At 63.7% G+C, this 21,562-nt stretch carries 19 protein-coding genes; 12 read left to right on the forward strand and 7 right to left on the reverse strand.

The features are described from left to right. The first annotated feature begins 67 nt into the window (after positions 1-67). From DNK49_RS04200 to DNK49_RS04215, 4 genes are all read left to right on the forward strand, one after another. A complete protein-coding gene (locus DNK49_RS04200; RefSeq protein WP_110523085.1) occupies positions 68-949 on the forward strand; it encodes a cache domain-containing protein in 882 nt (293 codons plus the stop codon). 49 nt (positions 950-998) lie between these two features. Further along, positions 999-1,499 carry a thiol peroxidase gene (tpx, locus tag DNK49_RS04205; protein WP_110523086.1) on the forward strand — a complete coding sequence of 167 codons (501 nt, stop codon included), beginning with the start codon at positions 999-1,001 and terminating at the stop codon, positions 1,497-1,499. 311 nt (positions 1,500-1,810) lie between these two features. Then, positions 1,811-2,887 carry a 4-hydroxyphenylpyruvate dioxygenase gene (hppD, locus tag DNK49_RS04210; RefSeq protein WP_110523087.1) on the forward strand — a complete coding sequence of 359 codons (1,077 nt, stop codon included), beginning with the start codon at positions 1,811-1,813 and terminating at the stop codon, positions 2,885-2,887. A gap of 145 nt (positions 2,888-3,032) precedes the next feature. Next, on the forward strand, positions 3,033-4,259 hold the full coding sequence (locus tag DNK49_RS04215) for a glycoside hydrolase family 2 TIM barrel-domain containing protein (protein ID WP_110523088.1): 1,227 nt from the start codon (positions 3,033-3,035) through the stop codon (positions 4,257-4,259). A 33-nt stretch (positions 4,260-4,292) separates the two neighbouring features. Here DNK49_RS04215 and DNK49_RS04220 read toward each other — a convergent pair whose 3' ends face one another. Continuing rightward, positions 4,293-5,147 (reverse strand): tellurite resistance TerB family protein, encoded by an 855-nt coding sequence (locus DNK49_RS04220; protein WP_110523089.1) that lies wholly within the window; start codon positions 5,145-5,147, stop codon positions 4,293-4,295. 33 nt (positions 5,148-5,180) lie between these two features. After that, complete coding sequence (locus tag DNK49_RS04225) at positions 5,181-6,689, reverse strand: AMP nucleosidase (protein ID WP_110523090.1); 1,509 nt, start codon at positions 6,687-6,689, stop codon at positions 5,181-5,183. 139 nt (positions 6,690-6,828) lie between these two features. On the opposite strand from DNK49_RS04225, the gene DNK49_RS04230 reads away from it, so the two are divergent. Further along, positions 6,829-7,113 (forward strand): hypothetical protein, encoded by a 285-nt coding sequence (locus DNK49_RS04230; RefSeq protein WP_207806881.1) that lies wholly within the window; start codon positions 6,829-6,831, stop codon positions 7,111-7,113. Continuing rightward, positions 7,100-7,420: a hypothetical protein gene (locus DNK49_RS04235; protein ID WP_110523092.1), complete on the forward strand. Its 321-nt coding sequence runs from the start codon at positions 7,100-7,102 to the stop codon at positions 7,418-7,420. The genes DNK49_RS04230 and DNK49_RS04235 overlap by 14 nt, the downstream gene beginning before the upstream one ends. A 168-nt stretch (positions 7,421-7,588) precedes the next feature. Here the strand turns inward: DNK49_RS04235 and DNK49_RS04240 are convergent, their stop codons facing one another. Together DNK49_RS04240 and DNK49_RS04245 are read right to left on the reverse strand one after the other, a co-directional pair. Then, positions 7,589-8,140, reverse strand: a complete 552-nt coding sequence (locus DNK49_RS04240) for a cohesin domain-containing protein (protein ID WP_110523093.1) — start codon at positions 8,138-8,140, stop codon at positions 7,589-7,591. A 58-nt stretch (positions 8,141-8,198) separates the two neighbouring features. Beyond that, positions 8,199-11,147, reverse strand: a complete 2,949-nt coding sequence (locus DNK49_RS04245) for a fibronectin type III domain-containing protein (protein WP_110523094.1) — start codon at positions 11,145-11,147, stop codon at positions 8,199-8,201. Positions 11,148-11,631: 484 nt separating this feature from the next. On the opposite strand from DNK49_RS04245, the gene DNK49_RS04250 reads away from it, so the two are divergent. From DNK49_RS04250 to DNK49_RS04260, 3 genes are all read left to right on the forward strand, one after another. After that, positions 11,632-12,078: a hypothetical protein gene (locus DNK49_RS04250; RefSeq protein WP_110523095.1), complete on the forward strand. Its 447-nt coding sequence runs from the start codon at positions 11,632-11,634 to the stop codon at positions 12,076-12,078. 103 nt (positions 12,079-12,181) lie between these two features. After that, positions 12,182-12,655: a GNAT family N-acetyltransferase gene (locus tag DNK49_RS04255; RefSeq protein ID WP_110523296.1), complete on the forward strand. Its 474-nt coding sequence runs from the start codon at positions 12,182-12,184 to the stop codon at positions 12,653-12,655. Positions 12,656-12,912: 257 nt separating this feature from the next. Then, positions 12,913-13,917, forward strand: coding sequence for a zinc-dependent alcohol dehydrogenase family protein (locus tag DNK49_RS04260; RefSeq protein WP_110523096.1), 1,005 nt, complete (start codon positions 12,913-12,915; stop codon positions 13,915-13,917). 84 nt (positions 13,918-14,001) lie between these two features. Here the strand turns inward: DNK49_RS04260 and DNK49_RS04265 are convergent, their stop codons facing one another. From DNK49_RS04265 to DNK49_RS04275, 3 genes are all read right to left on the reverse strand, one after another. Next, the gene (locus DNK49_RS04265; protein ID WP_110523097.1) at positions 14,002-14,796 is read right to left on the reverse strand and encodes an ABC transporter ATP-binding protein; all 795 of its coding nucleotides are present in this window, start codon (positions 14,794-14,796) and stop codon (positions 14,002-14,004) included. A 50-nt stretch (positions 14,797-14,846) separates the two neighbouring features. Further along, entirely contained in the window at positions 14,847-15,737 is an 891-nt protein-coding gene (locus DNK49_RS04270) for an ABC transporter permease (RefSeq protein ID WP_110523098.1), read from the reverse strand. A gap of 96 nt (positions 15,738-15,833) precedes the next feature. Next, positions 15,834-16,805, reverse strand: coding sequence for an ABC transporter substrate-binding protein (locus tag DNK49_RS04275; RefSeq protein WP_110523099.1), 972 nt, complete (start codon positions 16,803-16,805; stop codon positions 15,834-15,836). Between the two features lie 263 nt (positions 16,806-17,068). Here DNK49_RS04275 and DNK49_RS04280 point away from each other — a divergent pair, with 263 nt between their 5' ends. The 3 genes from DNK49_RS04280 (at position 17,069) to DNK49_RS04290 (ending at position 21,562) form a co-directional block, all read left to right on the forward strand. Then, positions 17,069-18,190 carry an alpha/beta hydrolase gene (locus DNK49_RS04280; RefSeq protein WP_110523100.1) on the forward strand — a complete coding sequence of 374 codons (1,122 nt, stop codon included), beginning with the start codon at positions 17,069-17,071 and terminating at the stop codon, positions 18,188-18,190. A 307-nt stretch (positions 18,191-18,497) separates the two neighbouring features. Beyond that, complete coding sequence (locus DNK49_RS04285; protein WP_110523101.1) at positions 18,498-20,540, forward strand: cation:proton antiporter; 2,043 nt, start codon at positions 18,498-18,500, stop codon at positions 20,538-20,540. Positions 20,541-20,635: 95 nt separating this feature from the next. Continuing rightward, positions 20,636-21,562 (forward strand): LysR family transcriptional regulator, encoded by a 927-nt coding sequence (locus DNK49_RS04290; RefSeq protein ID WP_110523102.1) that lies wholly within the window; start codon positions 20,636-20,638, stop codon positions 21,560-21,562.

Genomic DNA, 21,562 nt, shown 5'->3' on the forward strand with positions numbered 1-21,562 from the left:
AATCTCGACTTTCCATCCCGATTTGTCTATCTTTCTGTACACTCGTTCAATAAGTCAGGAGACACCCATGCCCAGCGCTTCCCGCACCACCCTTGGATTGGCCTTATCGCTTGCCCTGCTTGGCGGGGCGATGTCGCCGCCAGTGCTGGCGCAGGGTGGCGAGACCGTGCGTTTGTCCGAGCGTTGGGACGAAAAGCGGGCCACCGCCTTGCTTGAACGTGCGGTCAAGCATGTCGAGGCCAAGGGTGAGGCAGCGCTGGCGGATTTCAGCCGGCAGGGCGAGTTCATCGACCGCGACCTGTATGTTTACGCCATGGCCATGGATGGGCGTTTTCTCGCCAGTGGTGGCTCGTCGGCTGCATTGATCGGGCAGAACGTGGCCGAGCGTACCGATGCAGCCGGCAAGCCCTTCTTTCGCGAACTGCTGGACAAGGCTGCCGCACAAGGCGGTGGCCGGGTGGAATACCGCTGGCTGAACCCGGTGCAGAACCGCGAGGAGCCCAAGGTCACGCTGTTCCGCAAGGTGGGCGACACCGTGGTGGCGGTGGGTTTCTACGCACCGCGGGCAACGGCGGCCCAGGCCCAGGCCATGCTGGAGCAGGCGGTGGCGGCACTGGCGCTGGATGCCAATGCCGCGCTGGCCGATTTCCAGAAAATCGGCGGCAACTACACCCAGGACGACCTGTATGTGTTCGTCGTCGACATGAAGGACGGACGCTTCCTTGCTCACGGCGCCACGCCCGCACTGGTCGGCCGCAATGGCCACGAACTGCGCGATCCCAAGGGTAAGGCGATCATCACCGACATGATCAATGTGGCCAGCCGCAAGGGGGCGGGCGAGATCGACTACGCCTGGCGCAACCCCACCACGTCCAAGGTGGAAAGCAAGCATACGTATTTTCGAGCGGTCGACGGCAAGCTGGTTGGTGTAGGCTACTACATTCGCTGACCGGTCCCGCCTTCAGAGTGCCGGCAGCTTCATCCCTCGGAGGAAGACAATGAGCACAGTAACCCTGGGTGGAAACCCGATCGAAGTCGCCGGCCGCTTTCCGCAACAGGGCGCGGCCGCACCCGCGTTCTCGCTGACCGCAGCCGACCTGAAGGATGTGGGGCTGGAGGCCTTTGCCGGCAAGCGCAAGGTGCTGAACATCGTGCCCAGCCTGGATACTCCCACCTGCGCAACGTCCACCCGCAAGTTCAACGCCGAGGCTGCCGGCCTGACCGATACCGTGGTGCTGGTGGTATCGGCCGACCTGCCGTTTGCCGCCAAGCGCTTCTGCGTAGCCGAAGGCCTGGAGAACGTGCACACCCTGTCCACCTTCCGCAGTCTGGGTTTTGCCACCGATTACGGTGTGGCCATTACGGCCGGCCCGCTCGCTGGCCTGACCGCGCGTGCGGTGGTGGTGCTCGATGTCGACGACAAGGTGCTGCACGCCGAACTCGTGCCCGAGATCAAGGACGAACCCAACTACGCCGCTGCGCTCGCGGCGCTGGGCTGAGCCGGTCAACCGGCGACACCCGCCGCGATGACCCGCCGTCCTTCCGCCTGCACCGGCCGTCCGGCCCGGCTACCGGTTTCCGGCCGTTGCCTGATCTTCATCGGTGATCACCTCGCGCGCAGCACGCGCGGGGTGCCGGGGGCGCCTCCGCCGCAGACGGTGTCAGCGGAGGCGGTCAGGCTCGCCTGATCGACGCATGTCCTGCGGGCAACCGGGCCAAGGCCTGACCCGCAGCGTCCTGCCGTCGACGGTGGGTCGGGCGGTCTCCTGCCTTTCGTGTCTGTTCCCTTACCGAAATCAGGAGTGCCAAGATGGCTGATCTGTTTGAAAATCCCATGGGGCTGATGGGCTTCGAGTTTGTCGAGTTCGCATCGCCCGTTCCCAATACGCTCGAACCGGTGTTCGAGATGCTCGGTTTCACGCTGGTGGCCCATCATCGCTCCAAGCGGGTAAAGCTGTACCGCCAGGGCGAGATCAACTTCATTCTCAACGAAGAACCGCGCAGCAATGCCGCCTACTTTGCCGCCGAGCACGGCCCTTCGGCCTGCAGCATGGGTTTCCGGGTGCGTGATTCGCATATTGCCTATGACCGCGCGCTGGAACTGGGCGCCCAGGCGGTGGAGATTCCAACCGGGCCGATGGAGTTGCGGCTGCCGGCCATCAAGGGCATTGGCGGTGCGCCCTTGTACCTGATCGACCGCTTCGAGGACGGCCAGTCGATCTATGACATCGATTTCCGCTTCATCGACGGGGTGGATCGCCGTCCGGTCGGTCATGGACTGAAGTTCATCGACCACCTGACCCACAACGTCTATCGGGGCCGTATGGCGTACTGGGCCAACTTCTACGAAAGACTGTTCAACTTCCGCGAACTTCGCTATTTCGACATCAAGGGCGAATATACCGGCCTCACCTCCAAGGCGATGACCGCACCCGATGGCCGCATCCGCATCCCGCTCAACGAGGAGGCTTCGGGCAAGACCGGGCAGATCGAGGAGTTCCTGATGCAGTTCAACGGCGAGGGCATCCAGCACATTGCCCTGTACACCGACGACCTCATCGCCACCTGGGATGGGCTCAAGCGTGCGGGTCTGCCGTTCATGAGTGCCCCGCCCGCCACTTACTACGAGATGCTGGCCGAGCGCCTGCCAGGCCATGGCCAGCCGGTGGCCGAGTTGCAATCGCGCGGCATTCTGCTTGATGGCAGCACCGAGGGCGGCCATCCGCGTCTGTTGTTGCAGATTTTCTCTGGCACCTTGCTGGGCCCGGTGTTCTTCGAGTTCATCCAGCGCAAGGGCGACGAAGGCTTTGGCGAAGGCAATTTCAAGGCCTTGTTCGAGTCCATCGAGCGCGACCAGATCCGCCGTGGGGTCATCACCCCGTCCTGATCGCAGTCGTCCGCAAGCCGTCCCGCCTGGGGCGGTTTGCGGGAACGGATCGACCCGGGTTCCGGAACGCACCCGACCGGTGGCGGTCATACCGCCCGGTAGCTGCCCCAAGATGCAGTGCCGACCTTCCACGTCGGAGCCCCGCATGCCCCAGATCGTCCCACCTTCCCGTCTTTGCCTGCGCCTGTGCGCGGCCTTCGCCCTGACCTTCAGCCTGACTGCACCCGTGGCCGCAGATCCCCAGTGGCAGGGCGCGGCCTTCGAAGGCAGCCGCGCCTCCCTGCAGCAACTGGCCGATGCCGGCGCCAAGGTGATCCGGGTGTATCGCGAATCCGATGCCTGGGTGCTGGACGAAGCACGCCGGCTGGGCCTCAAGGTGGTCATGGGGCTGTGGCTGGAGCACCCACGCCATGGTTTCCGGCTGGATGACGCCAAGGCCTTGCGCGAGCAGGAGTCGCGCATCCGCGCATTCGTCAGACAGCACCAGAGTCACCCGTCCATTGTTGCCTGGGGGGTCGGCAATGAGGTGGAAACCGACCAGCGTGATCCGCGCCCCGCCTGGCGGGAAGTCGACCGCATGGCGGCCGTGGTCAAGCAACTCGACGCCACGCGCCCCACGCTGATGGTGGTGGCTGATACCAGTCTGGACCATCTCAAGCAGTTGGCCGACTGCTGCGCCCATGTCGACATGATCGGCATCAATCTCTACGCCGGTGCGGTATTTGACCTGCCCCAGCGCCTGCGCGATGCCGGCATCCGCAAGCCGGTGGTGGTCACCGAGCTGGGCCCGCTGGGGCAATGGCAGGCCGGGCGCAAGCCCTGGGGCGCGCCGGTGGAGCTGACCAGCCGGCAAAAGGCCGACTTCTTCCGTGCGGCGCTGCCTTTTCTGCGCGATCAGCCACAGATTCGCGGCGTGTTTCCCTTTTTGTGGGGTGCCAAGCAAGAGCAGACTGCCACCTGGCATGGCTTGCTGCTGGCCGACGGCAGCCTGACCGAAATGACCGACGCGCTGAGCGCAAGCTGGGGGCAGCCGGTATCCAGCCCGGCGCCCACGATCATGGGCATCGGCATCTCTGCCGATGTATTTGCGCCCGGCAGTCTGGTATCGGCTGGCGTCGATGCGCGCAGCCACAACGGCACCCGCTTGCGCACCGAATGGCAGGTTCATGGCGAAGCCACCGACCTGCGTCTGGGGGGGGACGCCGAACCCCCCCCGCCCAAGGTCGAAGTGCCACTGCTGGCGGCTGACGCCGGGCACATCCGCTTTCACGCGCCCCGGCAGCCCGGCGCCTACCGCCTGTTCATTACCGTGCGCGACGAAAACGGCAAGGCCGCCACCGCCAACCTGCCCTTTCTGGTCAAGGCCGATTGACCGAAGGGCTGTGTCGGCGTGCTGACGTCAGGGTCAGACCTGAGGTGCGCCGGTAATCTGATGCAGGCGGCTGATCGTGGGCGCATCCAGCCCCAGTCCGTTGCCCAACTGGCGCAGGTAGGCTGCCTCGGCTGGCGTGTCCAGTTCAATGGCGAGCAGGCTGGCCGCATAGACTTCGGCGGCCACCACCGGGTTGGGCACATCGGCAATCAGGCCGGCCATGTCCAGCGGTTGGCGCAGCGCTTCGATCAGGAAGCGTTTTTCGTCTGCACTGACACCATCGTCGTCGATCTTGCCAATAATGCGCTGAATCTCATCCTCGCTGACCTGTCCGTCGGCCTTCGCCGCCGAGACCATCGCCCGCAGGATCAGCTGTTCGGTTTCGGGGGCACTGACCGCAGCCAGCTCCTGCGCTGAAAAGCCGCTCTCCTTGCCGGCAAATGCCGCCTGCGCCCGCTGGCCGTCGGTCCAGTTCTTCAGCGCGGCCATCGCGATCGTGGCCAGGATGGCCATGCCGGTATTGCCCTGCCCCCGGCTGGCACTGGCTCCGCCACGTCCGCCAAGGGTGCCGCCCAGCGCACCACCCAACAGGTCGCCCAGCGGGTTGCCGCCGGCCCGGCCACCACCGCCCAGCATCCCGCCTAGCAGATCGCCCAGGCCACCCGTGGCCGCTGCCCCACCCCCAGCCCGGCTAGCGCCGCCCAGCAAACCACCCAAGGCATCGGCCAGCCCGCCCGCCGCGGCGCCACGGCCACCCGTCTGACCACCCAGCACTGCGCCCAGCAGGTCGCCAATGCCGCCTGCACTGGCTGCGTGTTCCAGCCGCTGCCGTCCCTGTTGCGCCATACCTTGCTGCAGGATCTGTCCCAGCAGATTGCCAAAACTCATGGTTGATTCTCCTCGTCCTGTTGTGTCTGCGCCCTACTGGAACGCCACCTCGGCAAAGCTGCGCAGCTTGCGGCTGTGCAGCTTGTCGACTCCTTGCTGGCGCAGGCGCTCGATGGCGCGAATGCCAATGCGCAAGTGCTGGTCGACGCGCTCGCGGTAAAACTGGTTGGCCATGCCGGGCAGCTTGATTTCGCCATGCAGCGGCTTGTCGCTGACGCACAGCAAGGTGCCATACGGTACGCGAAAACGAAAACCGTTGGCGGCAATGGTGGCGGATTCCATGTCCAGCGCAATCGCCCGGCTCTGGCTGAAGCGTCGCTCGGGGCTGCTGGCGCCCTGCGAGGGCAGCAGCTCCCAGTTGCGGTTGTCGGTGCTGGCCACGGTGCCGGTGCGCATCAGGCGCTTCAGCTCGTAGCCCGACAATTGGGTGATGTCCGCCACCGCGGCCTCGAGCGCAAGCTGCACTTCGGCCAGCGGCGGAATCGGCACCCACAGCGGCAGCTCCTCGTCCAGCACGTGGTCCTCGCGCACATAACCGTGGGCCAGCACATAGTCGCCCAGTTCCTGGGTGTTGCGCAGGCCAGCGCAGTGACCCAGCATGATCCACGCATGTGGGCGCAGTACCGCGATGTGGTCGGTAATGGTCTTGGCATTGGCCGGGCCCACGCCGATATTCACCATGGTGATGCCGCTGCGGTCGTCGCGGGTCAGGTGGTAGGCCGGCATCTGCGGCAGGCGGGGCGGGGCGCTGCCCAGCTCATCGCCCGGCTGCGGCGGATCCCCCACCCAGCGGCTGATCACATTGCCCGGCTCGACGAAGGTGGTGTAGCCATGGTCGGCCTTGGCATCCTCCATCAGGGTATGCCCCAGCTTGATGAACTCGTCGATGTAGAACTGGTAGTTGGTGAACAGCACGAAATTCTGGAAATGCTCTGGCGCGGTGCCCGTGTAGTGGCGCAGCCGGTGCAGCGAATAATCCACCCGCGGCGCGGTAAACAGCGCCAGTGGATGCGGCTCGCCCGGCAGCGGCTCGCACGTGCCGTTGGCAATGCCGTCGTCCATCGCGCCAAGGTCCGGCAGGTCGAACACATCGCGCAGGCGCTGGCGCTGCGCGGCATCCAGCTGGCCTTCTACGTGGTCATGATCCTTCAGCGAAAAATGCACCGGTATCGGCTGCGTACTGCTACCGATCTCCAGCGAAACCCCATGGTTCTGCAACAACAGGCGGAACTGTTCGGGATAGTAGTCGGCAAACAGATCCGGCCGTGTCAGCGTGGTCTCGTAAATGCCCGCCCCGGCCACAAAGCCATAAGACAGACGCGAATCCGCCCGTGCCACGGTGTCGGTGCGCACGCGTACAAAAGGATAGCAGGCGCGCACATGGCGCCCCACATCCTCGCCAGCAACATAGCGCTGCAGCGCCTGGCGCAGGTAATCGACGCTGCTCTGGTAGATGTCCCGCACCCGCGCCATCGCAGCGTCGGCGTCGTCAAAACGGGTCGGGGCAAAATAAGGGGCGTCGGTGGAGATGTCTGGGGGCATCGCGGGCTCCTGGCTATGCGCTCAGCCATCAGCGTAACCCAGAATAATGGACGTAGCGCTGCTCGAGCGCCTTCATTACGCACCTTGAATTCGTGCTGCACGAAAATTATAATTTCGTGCATTGTGACCAAGGAGCCTCATGATGGCCATCACTGCACACTCTCCCACCGTCAAGGTCGTTGGCGCCAACGGCCAAATCTCGCTGGGCAAGCAGTACGCTGGTCGCCAGGTACTGGTGGAAGAATACGAGCCTGGCGTCTGGCTGGTGCGCACGGCCACCGTCGTTCCTGACAACGAGCGCTGGTTGCACGCGCCCCAGGCCGCCACCGATCTGCAAGCGGCCATGGCCTGGTCCGTGGCCCATGCCGCATCGGATGCCGATACCGAAGACACGCTCAAACGTCTTGGCCATGGCGAGCGTTGAAGCCAAGGTCAGGCTCGACCTGAACAACCCGGTGTTTCAGGACAACTTGCTCACGCTGCAAAAGCCCGAACGTCATGCAGCCCTGGATACGCTGCACAAGATCCGCCAGCTAAGCTGGAACCAGCTGTACCGCGACCAGGGCCTGAAATGGGAGAAGATCACCAGCATCAGGCCGTCCCAGGGCATCGACGCGATCTACTCCCTTCGCATCACCCAGGCACGCCGGGCGACCGCATACCGTGATGGGGATTTCATCCGTCTGCTCACCATCGCGCCCGATCACGATGCCACCTATGGCAGGAAGTGAGCGGGCAGCGCTCAGGGTCAATGGGGTCAGACTCCATCGATTTCGCCATCGACTCCCCGCTCCGGCCCTTAACTTCCGTGCCCTGCGCGGATGGCCGACGACATGGCACCCCGGCCTCGGGGTGCCGAGGTGGTCAGTCCGCGCAGGGATGGTGACCAGGGATGCGGATCAGCCTCGGCGGCGCACCGCCAGCGACAGCAGGCCGAGGCCAGCCAGCATCATTGCGTAGCTGCCGGGTTCCGGCACGGCAAGCGCCAGTGCATGGGTAGCCTGTATGTCCAGCGTGGGTGACATCTGGTAGATGAGCCCTTGATCGAAGCTGTTTGCCGAAAGACCGGACAGACCGACCGAGGTGCTACCCGCCCCCAGCACTTCGAAAGACAGGGTGGCCAGTGTCAGCGAGGTCTGGCCGTTATCGGCCACGCCGGGGAAGGCCGAACCGGACAGAATGAGGCCGGTGAAGGCCGAATCGTCGTCCCAGCCTGACCCGAGAGAGACTCCCAGCAACTTCAGCAGTCCGCTATCGAAGGACAGGTCCATGCCGAAAGTCAGTAGTTCGTCACCGGCACGCTCGCCGTCGAAGGGTTGGAGCAGCAGCACATCCAGCGTGAAGGTCTGGCCGATCGAGGCGACCGCGCTGCCTGACAGTTCCACAGTGGCGGCTTGTGCCGACAGGGTGCTGGCGGCAAACAGCGCGGCGAAGAGGGTTTTGATCATCATGTGATTCTCCTTGTGGGGCGGTGCCTTCAGGCCCCGCCCTCATTCGTTTATCGGCTGCTTACTGCTTGACGAACAGTGCGTACCAGAGCTTGTAGTCGGCCTGGGTGATGCAGTGGTCGTTGTCGAAATCGGCCAGCGGCTGATACCGCGCGTCGCCGTCACAACTGCCCAGCGCGGCGCGCTGGGTGTCGCGGTCGGCCACGTTGATGATGCCGTCACCGTTGATGTCGCCACGCTTACGCACCGAGAAGGGCACTCGGGTGGCTGCCTCCTCGTAGCCGTCGTTCAGCAGGAAGGCGACGTAGTATTCGCCGACAGCCAGGCCGCTGAACGACGCAGTGCCCGCGGCTCCACCCGCATAACGCCACTGCACTGACGGGCTGCTGCTGCCCGGCGTCTGAGTCGAGCGGTAGATGCCTAACCAGTCTTTCGCATTGCCGGGCATGCCCGACCAAGTCACCTCCAACGCGTCGCCGGTGCGGATGAGATTGAGGGTGACCCCCAGTGCGCGCGGATCCGGTTCGGGCGTGTTGCCGGCACCCACTGTGAATTCGACGCGGTTCGACACTTCGGTGTAGGAATCATTGATGTAGAGCGCGAGGAAGTACTCACCATCAGGAAGTGCTTCCAGCGGCGACAGGCTGCCGCTGGCGCGGCCATCGACGTAGTAGTAGTTCACCAGCAGGTCGATGCCCGGCACAGCGCCTTTGCGGAATACGCCGATGTAGTCCTTCGCCGTAGCGGGACCGTCGGAGAAGCGGATGTCCAGACGCTCGCCGCTGGCCAGTGCGGTGTTGACCAGACTGACGCTCGCGATCTCGCTACCCACCGCGAAGGGCACGCGGTCGGAAATTTCGAAGTAGGCGTCGTTGATGAAGAAGGCCGCGTAGTAATAACCCTTGTTCAGCGCGCCGAGCGTGACCGTCCCGGATTCGGTCGGCGTGTAGGCCCAGGTGGTGGAACCGATCCCGCCCGGTGTCTGGCCGACGCGATACACACCGATCCAGTCCTTGCTGCCGGCTGGTGCGCCGCTCCAGTTGAAGGTGGGGCGTTCGCCGACATTGAACTGGGTCTTGTTGACTGCAAGTTCGGGCATATTGCCGACATAGAAAGCCAGGCGTGGCGCGATTTCGACATAGCTGTCGTCGGTCAGGAAGGCCGCGTAGTACTCGACGCCCGCGGCCAGCCCCGTAAATGCCATCTGCCCGCTTACGCCCGACACATAAGCCCACTTGATGGACGGCGTGGCAGAACCCGGCGTCTGCCCCTTGCGATAGATGGCGACCCAGTCCTTCGCCTTGCTGCGGCCGTTCAGATACTCGACGGTGACCGGTTCATTTGGTGCCCAGACCTTTTTCGCCATGCGTAGGGCCGGGTCTCCGTCGGCGCTGCCTTCGACCTTGAAGCTTCGAGCGTCCGACCACGAAGACCATTCGGCATTGGCGTCGCGGTGGCGGGCACGGATGTAGTAGCTGCCGTTGTTCAGACCGTACTGCTGCACGGTATAGGTTTCGATATCCACGCCGGCGTGGATGTCCACCGGTTCATAGTCTGGCGAGCCGGTATCGCCGTAAAGGTTCTCGACGTCGCGGATCAGGTCGACCACGGTGCTGGAGAAGGCTGCATCACGCGAGATCTGGAATTGCGTACTATTCATCGCCATGCCCGATGTCGACATGAAGGGCGACAGGCTGAAGGACTGAGGCAGCGTGACGGTTGCACCAGAGGCCGCACCATTCAGCTCGGGTTTTTCCGGCGCGGCGGCGTCCAGGCGGCGTTCGAATTCGTCGATCAGGCGGCTGTTGTAGGCGAAGCCCAGTTTCGGGTGGCCTTCGGCATAGGTTGACACTTTCATCGAACCGGCGTCGAGATCGAATTCGATCAATTGCCAGGTCCAGTTCGCGATGGTTTTTTGCACGTCATCCATGTCGCGTTCGGTCGACTGGCCCCAGAACTGGTCCCAGGCGGTACCGCCGCTGATGATGTGGTAGATCGGCCAGTCGCGAGTCTGCCCGCGTGCGTACAGGTGGTGATGGGCTCCGATGTTCAGCACATGCTTGCGGGTGCCGGCCAGTATCGGCATCGCCGTGTCGCGGAACCACTGAGAGATGTCACCGACGTACTGCTCGGCCTGATATGGACGATGCACGACGCTGATCACCCAGTCGACGTCCGGATCGGTGTTGGCCGCAGCCACTACCTTGCGCAGCCATTCGGCCTGCGCCGAAAAGCCCGACTCGGAGTTCAGATACACCAGCAGCACACGGCCGACCTGGTGCGCATAATAGGTTTCGTCGGCTGCAGCGGCGATGCCCTTGTAGCTGATCTGGTCGTAGAAGTTGTGCGCGCGCCAGTTGACCAGGCCAGGGTCGTAATACGTTTCGTGGTTGCCCAGCGCCGTCATGATGGCCAGATTGCCGGATACCACGGCGGACGGCTTCATGTGCACGAATTCGTAGTGGTCCAGTGTGCCGACGTCGACCTGGTCGCCGTTGTTCAGCATCAGCTGCACCGACTCTTCCAGCGGCAGGCCGGTCAGGGATTCGATCTTGGCCTTGGCTGCCTGCAGCAGCGGCGTGTGGCGATCGTCGTTGCGCAACTGGTGGTCACCAGTCACCAGGATGCGGAAGTGCCCGCTCTTGCGTGCCGCAGTGGGCTGGGTTCGGAAGCGGAACACCGGCGACACCTGGCTGCCGGTGCGCACGCGGTAGGTGTATAGCGTTTCCGGTTGCAGGCCTGTGAGTTGTACGCCGTGCAGGCGGTAGTTCGATGCCAGTGTCTGCGTCGCACCGGACGCCGTTCGGTCCAGCGGTTCGCCATCTACGCCGTACTCGACGATGGATGCGTCGCCTTCGGCGGTTTTCCAGCTGACCCAGATCGAGTTCGCGGTGGGGGTTTGCAGATAGGGTGTAATATCTTCAGCGCTGGCGTTCAATGCGGCGCAGCCGCATACCAGCGCCGCAGCGGCGACGCGAAGCCGTCGCGCGATAGCGGCAGGCAAAGTCATGATCACTGAATCCAGGAGGAGAGGGCTGGATTACAGCGAAATCGCGTTACATCCTGATGCGCGGGTGGCGCAGGTTTCGTAGGCTGTTTGGCTTACTGGACCGACAAGATGGGGCGATTCAATCTCGGGATATCCATTCGATGATGAAAAGGTGATGGGTTAGCCCTGGCCTGCCAAGAGGTTGCATATAAAATCAAGTAGTAAGCCTGCATCGTACCCAGCGTCAGGAATGTTTCGTATTCTTCAGGTTAAGGGCGGTTGGCATGGCGACCCTCAATGCAAGAAGAACGATTGCATGGTGGGACATCCCGACGCCGTGGGCAATCGCATGTGGCCTGACGTCATGGTCAAGCGAATACCGACAAAAATAATGCGATTGGTATTATCATGGCCCTTATCGGTGTCCTTCACTTGCTGTTTTCCTTCCGGTGCCGCTTACCTTGGGCTGATGTAGTAGTTGGCACCCGTCGACTGAGGATGAGAATTGAAATCTGATGGCAATACCTTGCTGCTCGCTGCTGCACTTTCGTGCTCGTTGGCAGCACTTGCTCACCTGGGTTGTATCGTGTTCGGCGGAGACTGCTACCGTTTTCTTGGGGCGGGTGAGCAGATGGCCCAGATGGCTGACCAAGGTCTCTGGTACCCCACGATGGTGACTTCTACCATTGTTGCCGTGCTGCTGATCTGGACCCTTTACGCTCTTTCCGGGGCCGGCGTGATAAGGCGTTTGCCGCTAACACGGTATATCCTGATCGCCATTGCAGCCGTGTTTCTGGCCCGGGGAGCCGCATTTGTGAGTTTGATGCCGCTGTTCCCGGAGAACAGCCTGACGTTCTGGATCGTCAGCTCAGGTATTTGTCTGTTTATTGGTGGGTTATTTTCTGTTGGTACGTTTCAGCAATGGTCAAGCTTGGGTTCCCGGGTAGCGTGATGCGGCACTGATCCTTGATTCTGTTCGCTTGACACCCTTCAAGCTGTGCGACGGGGCGACCCTTGCCCTGTACATTCGCAACTCTCAACATCAGGAACGCAGGGTGAGCATCACTATTCGGCAGGCAGGCACAGCTGACGTAGCCGCGGTGGCATCGCTGTTCGATCTGTATCGGCAGTTCTATGAGCAGCGGCCTGATCCAGAGCTGTCTCGGCAGTTTATCTTCAATCGCTTAAGCGGTAGAGAGTCTGTCGTGCTGATGGCGGAGTCGTCATCATCTGGCTTGCTCGGCTTCTGCCAGTTGTACCCGACATTCTGCTCGGTCGAGGCTCAACCGATCTATTCGCTCTACGACCTGTTCGTTATTCCATCCGCCCGACGCTCCGGGCTTGGCCGCATGCTTCTGTTGGCTGCTGAAGAGAACGCTGCTCGTGAGGGCAAGGTACGCATGGACCTCACCACAGCGCGCACAAATAAGGCCGCCCAATTGCTGTACGAGTCCTTGGGATGGATTCGTGACGACGTTTTCTTGGCCTACAGCCGTCGGGTTGGCGAGCTTGCGCGCAGCGGTCTTTAATGGCTGCTGATTGTTCATAAGCGTGTGTGGTGTCGGTATTGGGTCGAACTGACGACAACGACGTTTTGACCGATGGTCGTTAGATGTTTCCGTCGCGACTCTTGTTGATCCTCTGAAATGCATCGATTGACTTGAGCTCCTGCGGAGTCGCGTTGACGCCGGAACCATGTGGCGTCGCGTCCGCCTCCACACCTGTTCAGCCTCTCCATGCATCGCGCGTATCATCTACACACCGGGTTTCCTCAAGGGGCTTCGAAATGCGCGCCATGGTGCTTGATGTACCCAACAATCCGCTACGCCTGACCGAGCGTGCGGTGCCCAGGCCGGGTGCCGGGCAGATGCTGATTCGGGTGGAGGCCTGTGGGGTGTGCCGCACGGATCTGCATCTGGTCGATGGCGAGTTGCCGTCGCCGATGCTGCCAGTGATTCCCGGGCACGAGATCGTTGGCCGGGTGGCGGCGCTGGGTGAAGGGGTGGTGGGTTTTGCGGTGGGCCAGCGGGTGGGTGTGCCCTGGTTGGGGTGGACCTGCGGCGAGTGTGAGTACTGCCTGTCCGGGCAGGAGAACCTGTGTGATGCGGCCCGTTTTACCGGCTACACGCTGGATGGTGGCTATGCGGAATTCACCGTGGCCGATCAGCGTTACTGCTTTGCCCTGCCCGATCCATTGCCCGCTGCCGAGCTGGCGCCGCTGCTGTGTGCGGGCCTGATCGGTTACCGGGCGCTGGCGATGGCGGGTGATGCGCGCCGTGTCGGTATCTACGGTTTTGGTGCGGCGGCACATATTGTGGCCCAGGTACTGCGCCATCAGGGGCGGGCGTTCTATGCCTTTACCCGGCGTGGTGACGATGCCAGCCAGGCGTTTGCGGCTGAGCTGGGGGCGGCGTGGTGTGGAGCGGCGGACGAATTACCGCCCGTGGCGCTGGATGCGGCCCTGATCTTTGCGCCGGCTGGCGAGCTGGTGCCGGCGGCCTTGCGTGCGGTGCGCAAAGGGGGAACGGTGGTGTGTGCCGGCATCCACATGAGCGATATTCCGGCCTTTCCCTACGATCTGTTATGGGGTGAGCGGGTGTTGCGCTCGGTGGCCAACCTGACCCGTGCCGATGGTGATGCCTTCTTGCGCATTGTGGCGGAATCGCCGGTGCGCACGCATGTCACCCCGTTTGCACTCGAGCAGGCCAACGATGCGCTGGATGCCTTGCGCGCCGGGCGTTTGCAGGGCGCAGCGGTGCTGCTGCCGGGGTGGGATGGGCGCTACGGTTAGCGTACGGGGTGGCGTGACGACGATGCCATCCGTTCGGGCCGCAAGACCCGCCCGGACGGCATCGCCAAGGTGCGCTGTGCGGGATCAGCCCAGCAGCAGGGCGTCGTCGTCGAGTGCCTCGCCACGCACCTTCTCGAACATTTCCAGCAGGTGATGCACGTCCATCCCCTCGCGCTCCTTGCCGGAGACGTCCAGCACCACACGGCCCTGGTGCAGCATCACCGTGCGTTCGCCCACGTCCAGCGCCTGACGCATGCTGTGCGTCACCATCATGGTGGTGAGCTTGTGTTCGGCAACGATGCGGGCGGTCAACTGGATGACGAAATCAGCGGTGCGCGGGTCGAGCGCGGCGGTATGCTCGTCGAGCAGCAGCAGGCGTGAGGGCTGCAGTGCGGCCATCAGCAGGCTGACGGCCTGGCGCTGGCCACCGGACAACAGGCCGATGCGGTCCGAGAGGCGGTTTTCCAGGCCCAGGCCCAGCGTGGCGATCTGTTCGCGAAACGCCTCGCGCAGTGCCGGTTTGACCGCAAACGAAAAGCCGCGCCGTTGGCCGCGCATCTTGGCCAGGGCCATGTTCTCTTCGATGGTCAGGTCTTCGCAGGTGCCGGCGAGCGGGTCCTGGAACACACGCGCAACGTGACGTGCCCGGACCCAGACCGGTTGCCGGGTCATGTCGATGCCGTCGATCTCGATGCTGCCGCTGTCGACACGCTGTTCGCCCGATACCGCATTGAGAAAGGTGGATTTGCCGGCGCCATTGGAGCCGATCACGGTGACGAACTGACCGGACGGGATCTCCAGCGACAGGCCGCGCAGGGCCTGTGTTTCGATCGGCGTGCCGGGGTTGAAGGTCAGGCGCAGGTCTTGGGCTTTCAGCATGTCAGGTCTCCCGCCGGGTGACGAACGAGGTGAGCGTGGGGGGCGTCACTCTAGCCTCCCTTCTTGCCGGCGTTGCGCTGGCGCAGCCTGGGCAGGACCAGGGCGACGGTGACCAGCAGCGCGGTGACCAGGTTCAGGTCCTGCGCCTGCAGTCCGATGAAGTCGGAGTTGAGCGCAAGCGCGATGAAGAAGCGATAGACGATGGCGCCTAGGATGACGGCAAGCGTCGCCAGGTAGAGTTTGCGCGAAGGCAGCAGGCTTTCGCCGACGATGACCGCAGCCAGGCCAATGACGATGGTGCCGACGCCCATCGAGATGTCGGCGCCCCCCTGAGTCTGGGCAAACAGCGCGCCGGCCAGGCCGACCAGTGCATTGGACAGCGCCATGCCGGCCAGCACCGCCAGCCCGGTATTGACGCCCTGGGCACGCGCCATGCGTGCGTTGGAGCCAGTGGCGCGGATTGCCAGCCCGGTCTGGGTGGCAAAGAAGCCGTCCAGCAGCAGCTTGACCGCCAGCACGACAAACACCAGCAGCAGGGGGCGGAAGACATAGTCCACCAGCATCTCGGGCTGCAGCAGGTTGAACACGGTGGGTTCGGCGATCAGCGGGACGTTGGGCTTGCCCATGATGCGCAGGTTGATCGAGTACAGTGCGATCATCATCAGGATGCTGGCGAGCAGGTCCATGATCTTCAGCCGCACATTGAGCCAGCCGGTGATGAAGCCGGCACAGGCGCCGGCCACGGTGGCGGCGATGGTGGCGGTGAAGGGGTCGCTGCCGCTGGCGATCAGCGTGGCGGCGACGGCACCGCCCAGCGGAAAACTGCCATCAACGGTCAGGTCCGGAAAGCGCAGCAGGCGGAACGAGATGTAGACGCCAAGGGCGACCAGGCTGAAGATCAGCCCGATTTCCAGCGCCCCGAGCAGGGTGTAGGTGGACATGGGGAACAACCGGTTGGCGGCGGGACATCCGCCCCGCCCTTACGGACGTACGGCGCTTGTGGCGCCGCACGCGAATCACGAGAGGTGCTGGACGGCTTACTGCACCACTTTGGAGGCCGACTTGACCAGCTCGTCGGACAGGGTGATGCCCTGCTTCTGCGCGGCCGACGGATTGACGTGAAGCTCGAGCTTCGAGCTGGTTTCCGACGGGATGGTGCCGGGCTGTTCGCCTTTCAGGATGCGGGCGACGATCTGCCCGGTCTGCACGCCCAGCGAGCGATAGTCGATGCCGTAGGCGGCCACGGCGCCGCGCGCGACGCTGTCGGTGTCGGCGGCGACCAGGGGAATCTTGGCATCCATGCCCACCTTGACCAGCGACTCATAGGCCGACACCACATTGTTGTCGGTGTTGGTGTAGAACACGTCGACCTTGCCGATCAGGCTGCGCGCGGCCGAGCCGACGTCCACCGAACGCGGCGCGGCGGCTTCTACCAGACTCATGCCGTGCTTGGGCAGCAGCTCGCGCAGTTGCTGGATCACCACCACCGAGTTGGCTTCGCCCGGGTTGTAGACGATGCCGACGCGCTTGGCGTTGGGGCTGACGCGCTTGATCAGGTCGACCTGCTTGTCGAGTTCGAGCATGTCGGAGACGCCGGTGACATTGGTGCCGGAGGCGGCCATCGACGGCACCAGCTTGGCGGCCACCGGGTCGGTGACAGCCGAATACACCAGCGGAATGTTCTTGGTGGCGGCGACCACGGCCTGTGCCGAGGGGGTGGCGATGGCGACGATGACGTCCGACTTGTCGCCAACGAACTTGCGCGCGATCTGTGCGGCCGTGCCGGTGTTGCCCTGGGCGCTCTGGTACTGCCACTTGAGGTTCTTGCCCTCCTCGAAGCCGGCGCTGGCCAGGCCTTCCTTGACGCCGTCGCGTACCGCGTCGAGCGCCGGGTGCTCGACGATGGCGGTGATCGCCACGGACTTTTGTTGCGCCATGGCTGGCGGCACCAGTGCGCAGGCCAGGGCCATCGCACCAATCAGCATCTTGGGTGACTTGATGAAATTCATTGTTCTCTCCTCTTTTTGCCGTGGTGGCTGTATGCGGTGCTCGAGACCGGCATTGTGCCGGCAAGCTGCCTAGCGGGGGCGAGTTTAAAGCGTCCCCGGGATTTCGGCGACTGGGGCAGCCCCGTATGCGGTTCATGGCACCTGTTGTCTTCTCCGGCAGTGCTTGAATGTGCGGCCCGCTACGCTATATTGCATTCATCCTGCATGCGCGAGTGCGAGTCCTTGAGTGTGCCGGAGCCGATACCAACAGGGAGGAGACAAGCATGTTCATCGTGACCAATCGCGAGGTGGACGAAGCCCGGACCACCGTCAAGGATGCCTTCAAGTCGCAAGCCAACGCACGTGGCCCCAATGAGTTGCGGCTGGCCGAGGCAGTGCGCGAAGGCGGCAAATGGAAGGTGCGCATCCTGCCCGACCAGATCACCGACAAGATGGCCAAGGAGGTGGGGCTGGAGCCCACGCTCGATGCGGCAGGCAAGCCGCAGCCGATCTTTGCCAGCAGCTATGTGGCGCGCCGCATCCTGGCGCGGGTCAACCCGAAGATGGCCGGTGGCACAGGCAAGGGTCGCAACCTGCTGTTTTTCGTGCATGGTTTCAATAACAACGTCGAGGCGGTGCTGGACCGCGCCGAGCAGCTTGAACAGACCTATGGGGTGGAAGTGTTGCCCTTTACCTGGCCGGCCAATGGTGGCGGCGTGCACGGGGTGGTCAGCTACAAGAGCGACAAGCGTGACGCGCTGGCTTCCACTGGCGCGTTCGACCGCTGCCTGGGGCGGCTCGAGCAGATCCTGCATGCCATTCACGAAGAGCATGTGCAGCGTGTCGAGGCACTGGCCAACAAGCGCTACGGTAGCGGCGACAAGATCGATGCCGAGCAGTGGGATCGTTTCTTTACCGAGCAGTCGCAGAAATGGTGCCCGTTCAGCGTCAGCATGATGACCCACAGCATGGGCAACTACCTGTTCAAGCATCTGCTGAAATCGTCCATCTACCGCGGCGACCGCCTGTTGTTCGACAACGTCGTCATGGTGGCAGCCGACACCAACAACGAGGGCCATGCCGAGTGGGTGGACAAGATCCAGTGTCGCAACCGGGTCTATATCACCCTCAACGAGCGCGACAGCGCACTCAGCGCATCACGCATGAAGCTGGGGGAACAGCAGCTGGCCAGGTTGGGGCATTACCCGCACAAGCTGGATTCCCGCCAGGCGGTCTATGTGGATTTCACCGGCCAGCCGAGCGTGGGTACTTCGCATGCCTATTTCGAGGGCGAGCCGCTGAAGAACGAGCGGGTCAAGCGTTTCTTCCAGGCCGCCTTCAATGGCGAAACGGCCGAGGACGGCCTGCGCTTCGAGGCTGCGCGCAATCTGTACCGGCTGAAATAGCACCCGCATTACTTGTCGAGCTTCTGCTCGTTGATGTGTGATACCGATGCCGGCGGGGTTGGCACCCCACCCTTCGTGGGGCTGTTGGGTGGTGTTGCTGGGAAGGGCGGGATGGAATCCCGCCGGTGGTTGTGATCGCGCTTGCTTGCGGGATGGCGCATGGACAAGGGGGCTTTTTTGACCGGTTGGGGACGTTGTGGCGCCTGCGGCGGCCGGCCGGTCCTGCTGGCCTGAGGCATTGTGCGATGCAAAAAAGTGTGCATACTGGCACTCCGAGCGCCTTGCGCAAGCCCGTACCACGACGCCCATGATCGATCATCTGCCGATCAGCAACCCGGTTCTCGTCTTCGCCATTGTTGCGTTGTTGATACTGCTCGCCCCTATCGTCATGGGGCGCTGGCGCCTGCCCGGCATGATCGGGCTGCTGCTTGCGGGCGCCTTGCTGGGGCCGAATGCCCTGGGCGTGCTCGAGCGCGATTCGTCCTTCGTGCTGTTCGGCACCGTGGGTCTGCTCTACATCATGTTCAGCGCTGCGCTCGAGATCGACATGACGGTGCTCAAGCGTTACGGTGTGCACAGTGTGGTGTTCGGCCTGCTGACCTTCACCATTCCGATGGGGGTTGGCCTGGTTGTGGCGCGTCATCTGCTGGGTTTCGAGTGGCCGGGGGCGATCCTGCTGGCCAGTACCTTTGCCTCGCATACCTTGCTGACGTATCCGATCGCCAGTCGTCTGGGCATCACCCGCAACCGCGCGGTGACGGCCGCGGTGGGCGGTACCATTGTTACCGACACGCTGGCACTGCTGGTGCTGGCGGTCATTGCCAGCTCCACCCGGGGGGAGATCGATGAGTTCTTCTGGTATCGCCTGGGGGCCAGCCTGCTGGTTTATGTGCTGGCGATCCTGATCGGATTGCCGATCATGGCGCGCTGGTTCTTCCGCAATGTGGCGCGCGATGGGGTGGCCGAATTCGTCTTTGTGCTGGCGGCGGTGTTTGCGGTGGCGGCAGCGTCCCACCTGGCGGGGTCCGAGCCCATTGTTGGCGCTTTCCTTGCGGGTCTGGCGCTCAACCGCTTGATTCCGCACCACGGCACGCTGATGAACCGCATTCAGTTCACTGGCGAGGCGATCTTCATCCCCTTTTTCCTGCTGTCGGTGGGCATGCTGCTGGACCTGCACATCTTCCTCAGCGGTCCGCGTGCATGGGCGGTGGCGTTTGCCATGGTCGCGACGGTGCTGGTGACGAAATGGCTGGCCGCCGAGGCCACCCGCGTGTTGCTGCGTTACAGCAAGGACCAGGCGCGGCTGGTGTTCGGCCTGAGCGTGCCGCAGGCGGCGGCGACGCTGGCCGCCACCATTGTTGGCTACGATCTGGGCCTGTTCGATGATGCGGTGGTCAATGGCGCGATCCTGATGATCCTGGGCAGTTGCCTGATTGCACCGATCATGGTCGATCGCCACGGCCGCGCCCTGGCGCTGGCGGCCGAGGCCGAGCCGGTGGAGGCAGTCGGGCCGCAGCAGCGCATCGTCGTGGCGTGCTCCACGCTGGCGTCGGCGCGACCCTTGCTGGAGCTGGCGATGCTGACCCGGGATACGGCCCAGCAACAGCCGGTGTTTCCGTTGACCGTGGTTGAGGACGGGCGCAGCAGCATGGAGGACGTGGCCCGTGCCGAAGCCGAACTTGGCAAGATGGTGGCAATGCTGTCGGCTGCTGCGGTGCCGGCCCAGCCGGTGACGCGGATCGCGTTCAACGTGACCTCCGGCATCCTGCGGGCACGGCGTGAGCTGCGGGGCAGCGATGTGATCATCGGCTGGCGTGGGCGGTCCACGCCGCATGAGTTGTTCTTTGGCTCGCTGATGGAGCAGATGCTGCGCGACCGCCACTTCAACCTCACCATCGCCCGTCTGCCCGAGCCGCTCAACACCAATCACCGCATTGTGGTCGCTGTGCCGCCCAACGCCGAGCGTGAGGAGGGTTTCGTTCAGGCTGCCGGCACGATCAAGCGGCTTGCCCAGCAACTGGGGGCGCCGGTGGTGCTGGTGGGGGCGCAGGCGGGTGAGGCGCGGGTGCAGCGCGCATTCGAACGCATCAAGCCGGCCTGCGACGTACGGCTGCAGTCGTTGCCGCAGTGGAAGTCGGTGCTCGAGGCCCTGCCGGGGCTGGTGGGCGATGGCGATCTGCTGGTGGTGTACGGCGTGCGTGCCGGTGGCCTGGCCTGGGATGCGCGGGCAGCGATGCTGCCCGAGCGCCTGGCCGAACAGCGGCCGCGCTTGAACCTGCTGGTGATGTATCCGGCCGAACGGGTGCCCGAGCTCGAGGGTGAAGAGCCGATGACCGAGATCCGTCTTTGATTCCGGGCTTGGCTTCGCTGCGGCCCCGCTCCTAGAATGCGGAGCCCGACCGGGCCACGGGTGCCGGTCTGCCGCGTTCAACGGAATGATCGACGATGGAACTCAAATGGCTGGAGGATTTCCTCAGTCTCGCCGAGACCGGCAGCTTTTCGCGCTCGGCCGAGCAGCGCCATGTCACCCAGTCGGCGTTCTCGCGCCGGATCCGCGCACTTGAGGCCTGGCTTGGGGTGGCGGTGGTCGATCGAAGTACCTACCCTACCCGGCTGACGGCGGCGGGCGAGGCCTTCAAGGGACCGGCGGCGGATCTGGTCAGCCGTCTGCATGCAGCCCGTACCCTGGCGCGTGGCCAGCAGCCGGCCGCGGGTGATGCGCTGGTGTTTGCAGTGCCGCACACCCTGGCGTTTGCCTTCTTTCCTGCCTGGCTGGGCCGGCTCAAACGGACTTTCGGCGAGGTGCCGACACGCCTGATGGCCGGCAATGTGCACGATGTGGTGACCACCCTGGTCGAGGGTGGCTGTGATCTGTTGCTGTGTTATCACCACCCTTCCCATCCGGTATGGCTGGATCCAGCACGTTTCGAGGGTCTCAGCCTGGGGGTGGAGCAGGTGCGCCCCTTCATTCCGCGGCAGATGGCCGACAATCCGCGCTGGCAGTTGCCAGGCCGTCCCGATGCGCCGATTCCCTTCCTGCGTTATGGACCCAATACCTATCTGCGGCGCATGACCGACATCATCCTTGATCGTGCGAGTCCGCCCGCCGAACTGGCGCTGCAGTACGAGTCGGACATGGCCGAGAGCCTGAAAGCCATGTTGCTGGCCGGCCATGGTCTGGCCTTTCTGCCGACAAGTGCGGTGGCACGCGAACTGGAGCGGGGCGAGGTGGTGAGCGGCGGTGGGGCAGCGTGGTCGCTGCAGATGGAGGTGCGCCTCTATCGCGACCGCGCCAACATGCGTCCTGGCCTGCTGCGCTTGTGGCAGCACCTGATCACGGCGGGTGCTGCTGATAAGGCGCCCGACGCGTGA

The organism is Parazoarcus communis SWub3 = DSM 12120 (assembly GCF_003226565.1).
Classification (GTDB): Bacteria; Pseudomonadota; Gammaproteobacteria; order Burkholderiales; family Rhodocyclaceae; genus Parazoarcus; species Parazoarcus communis.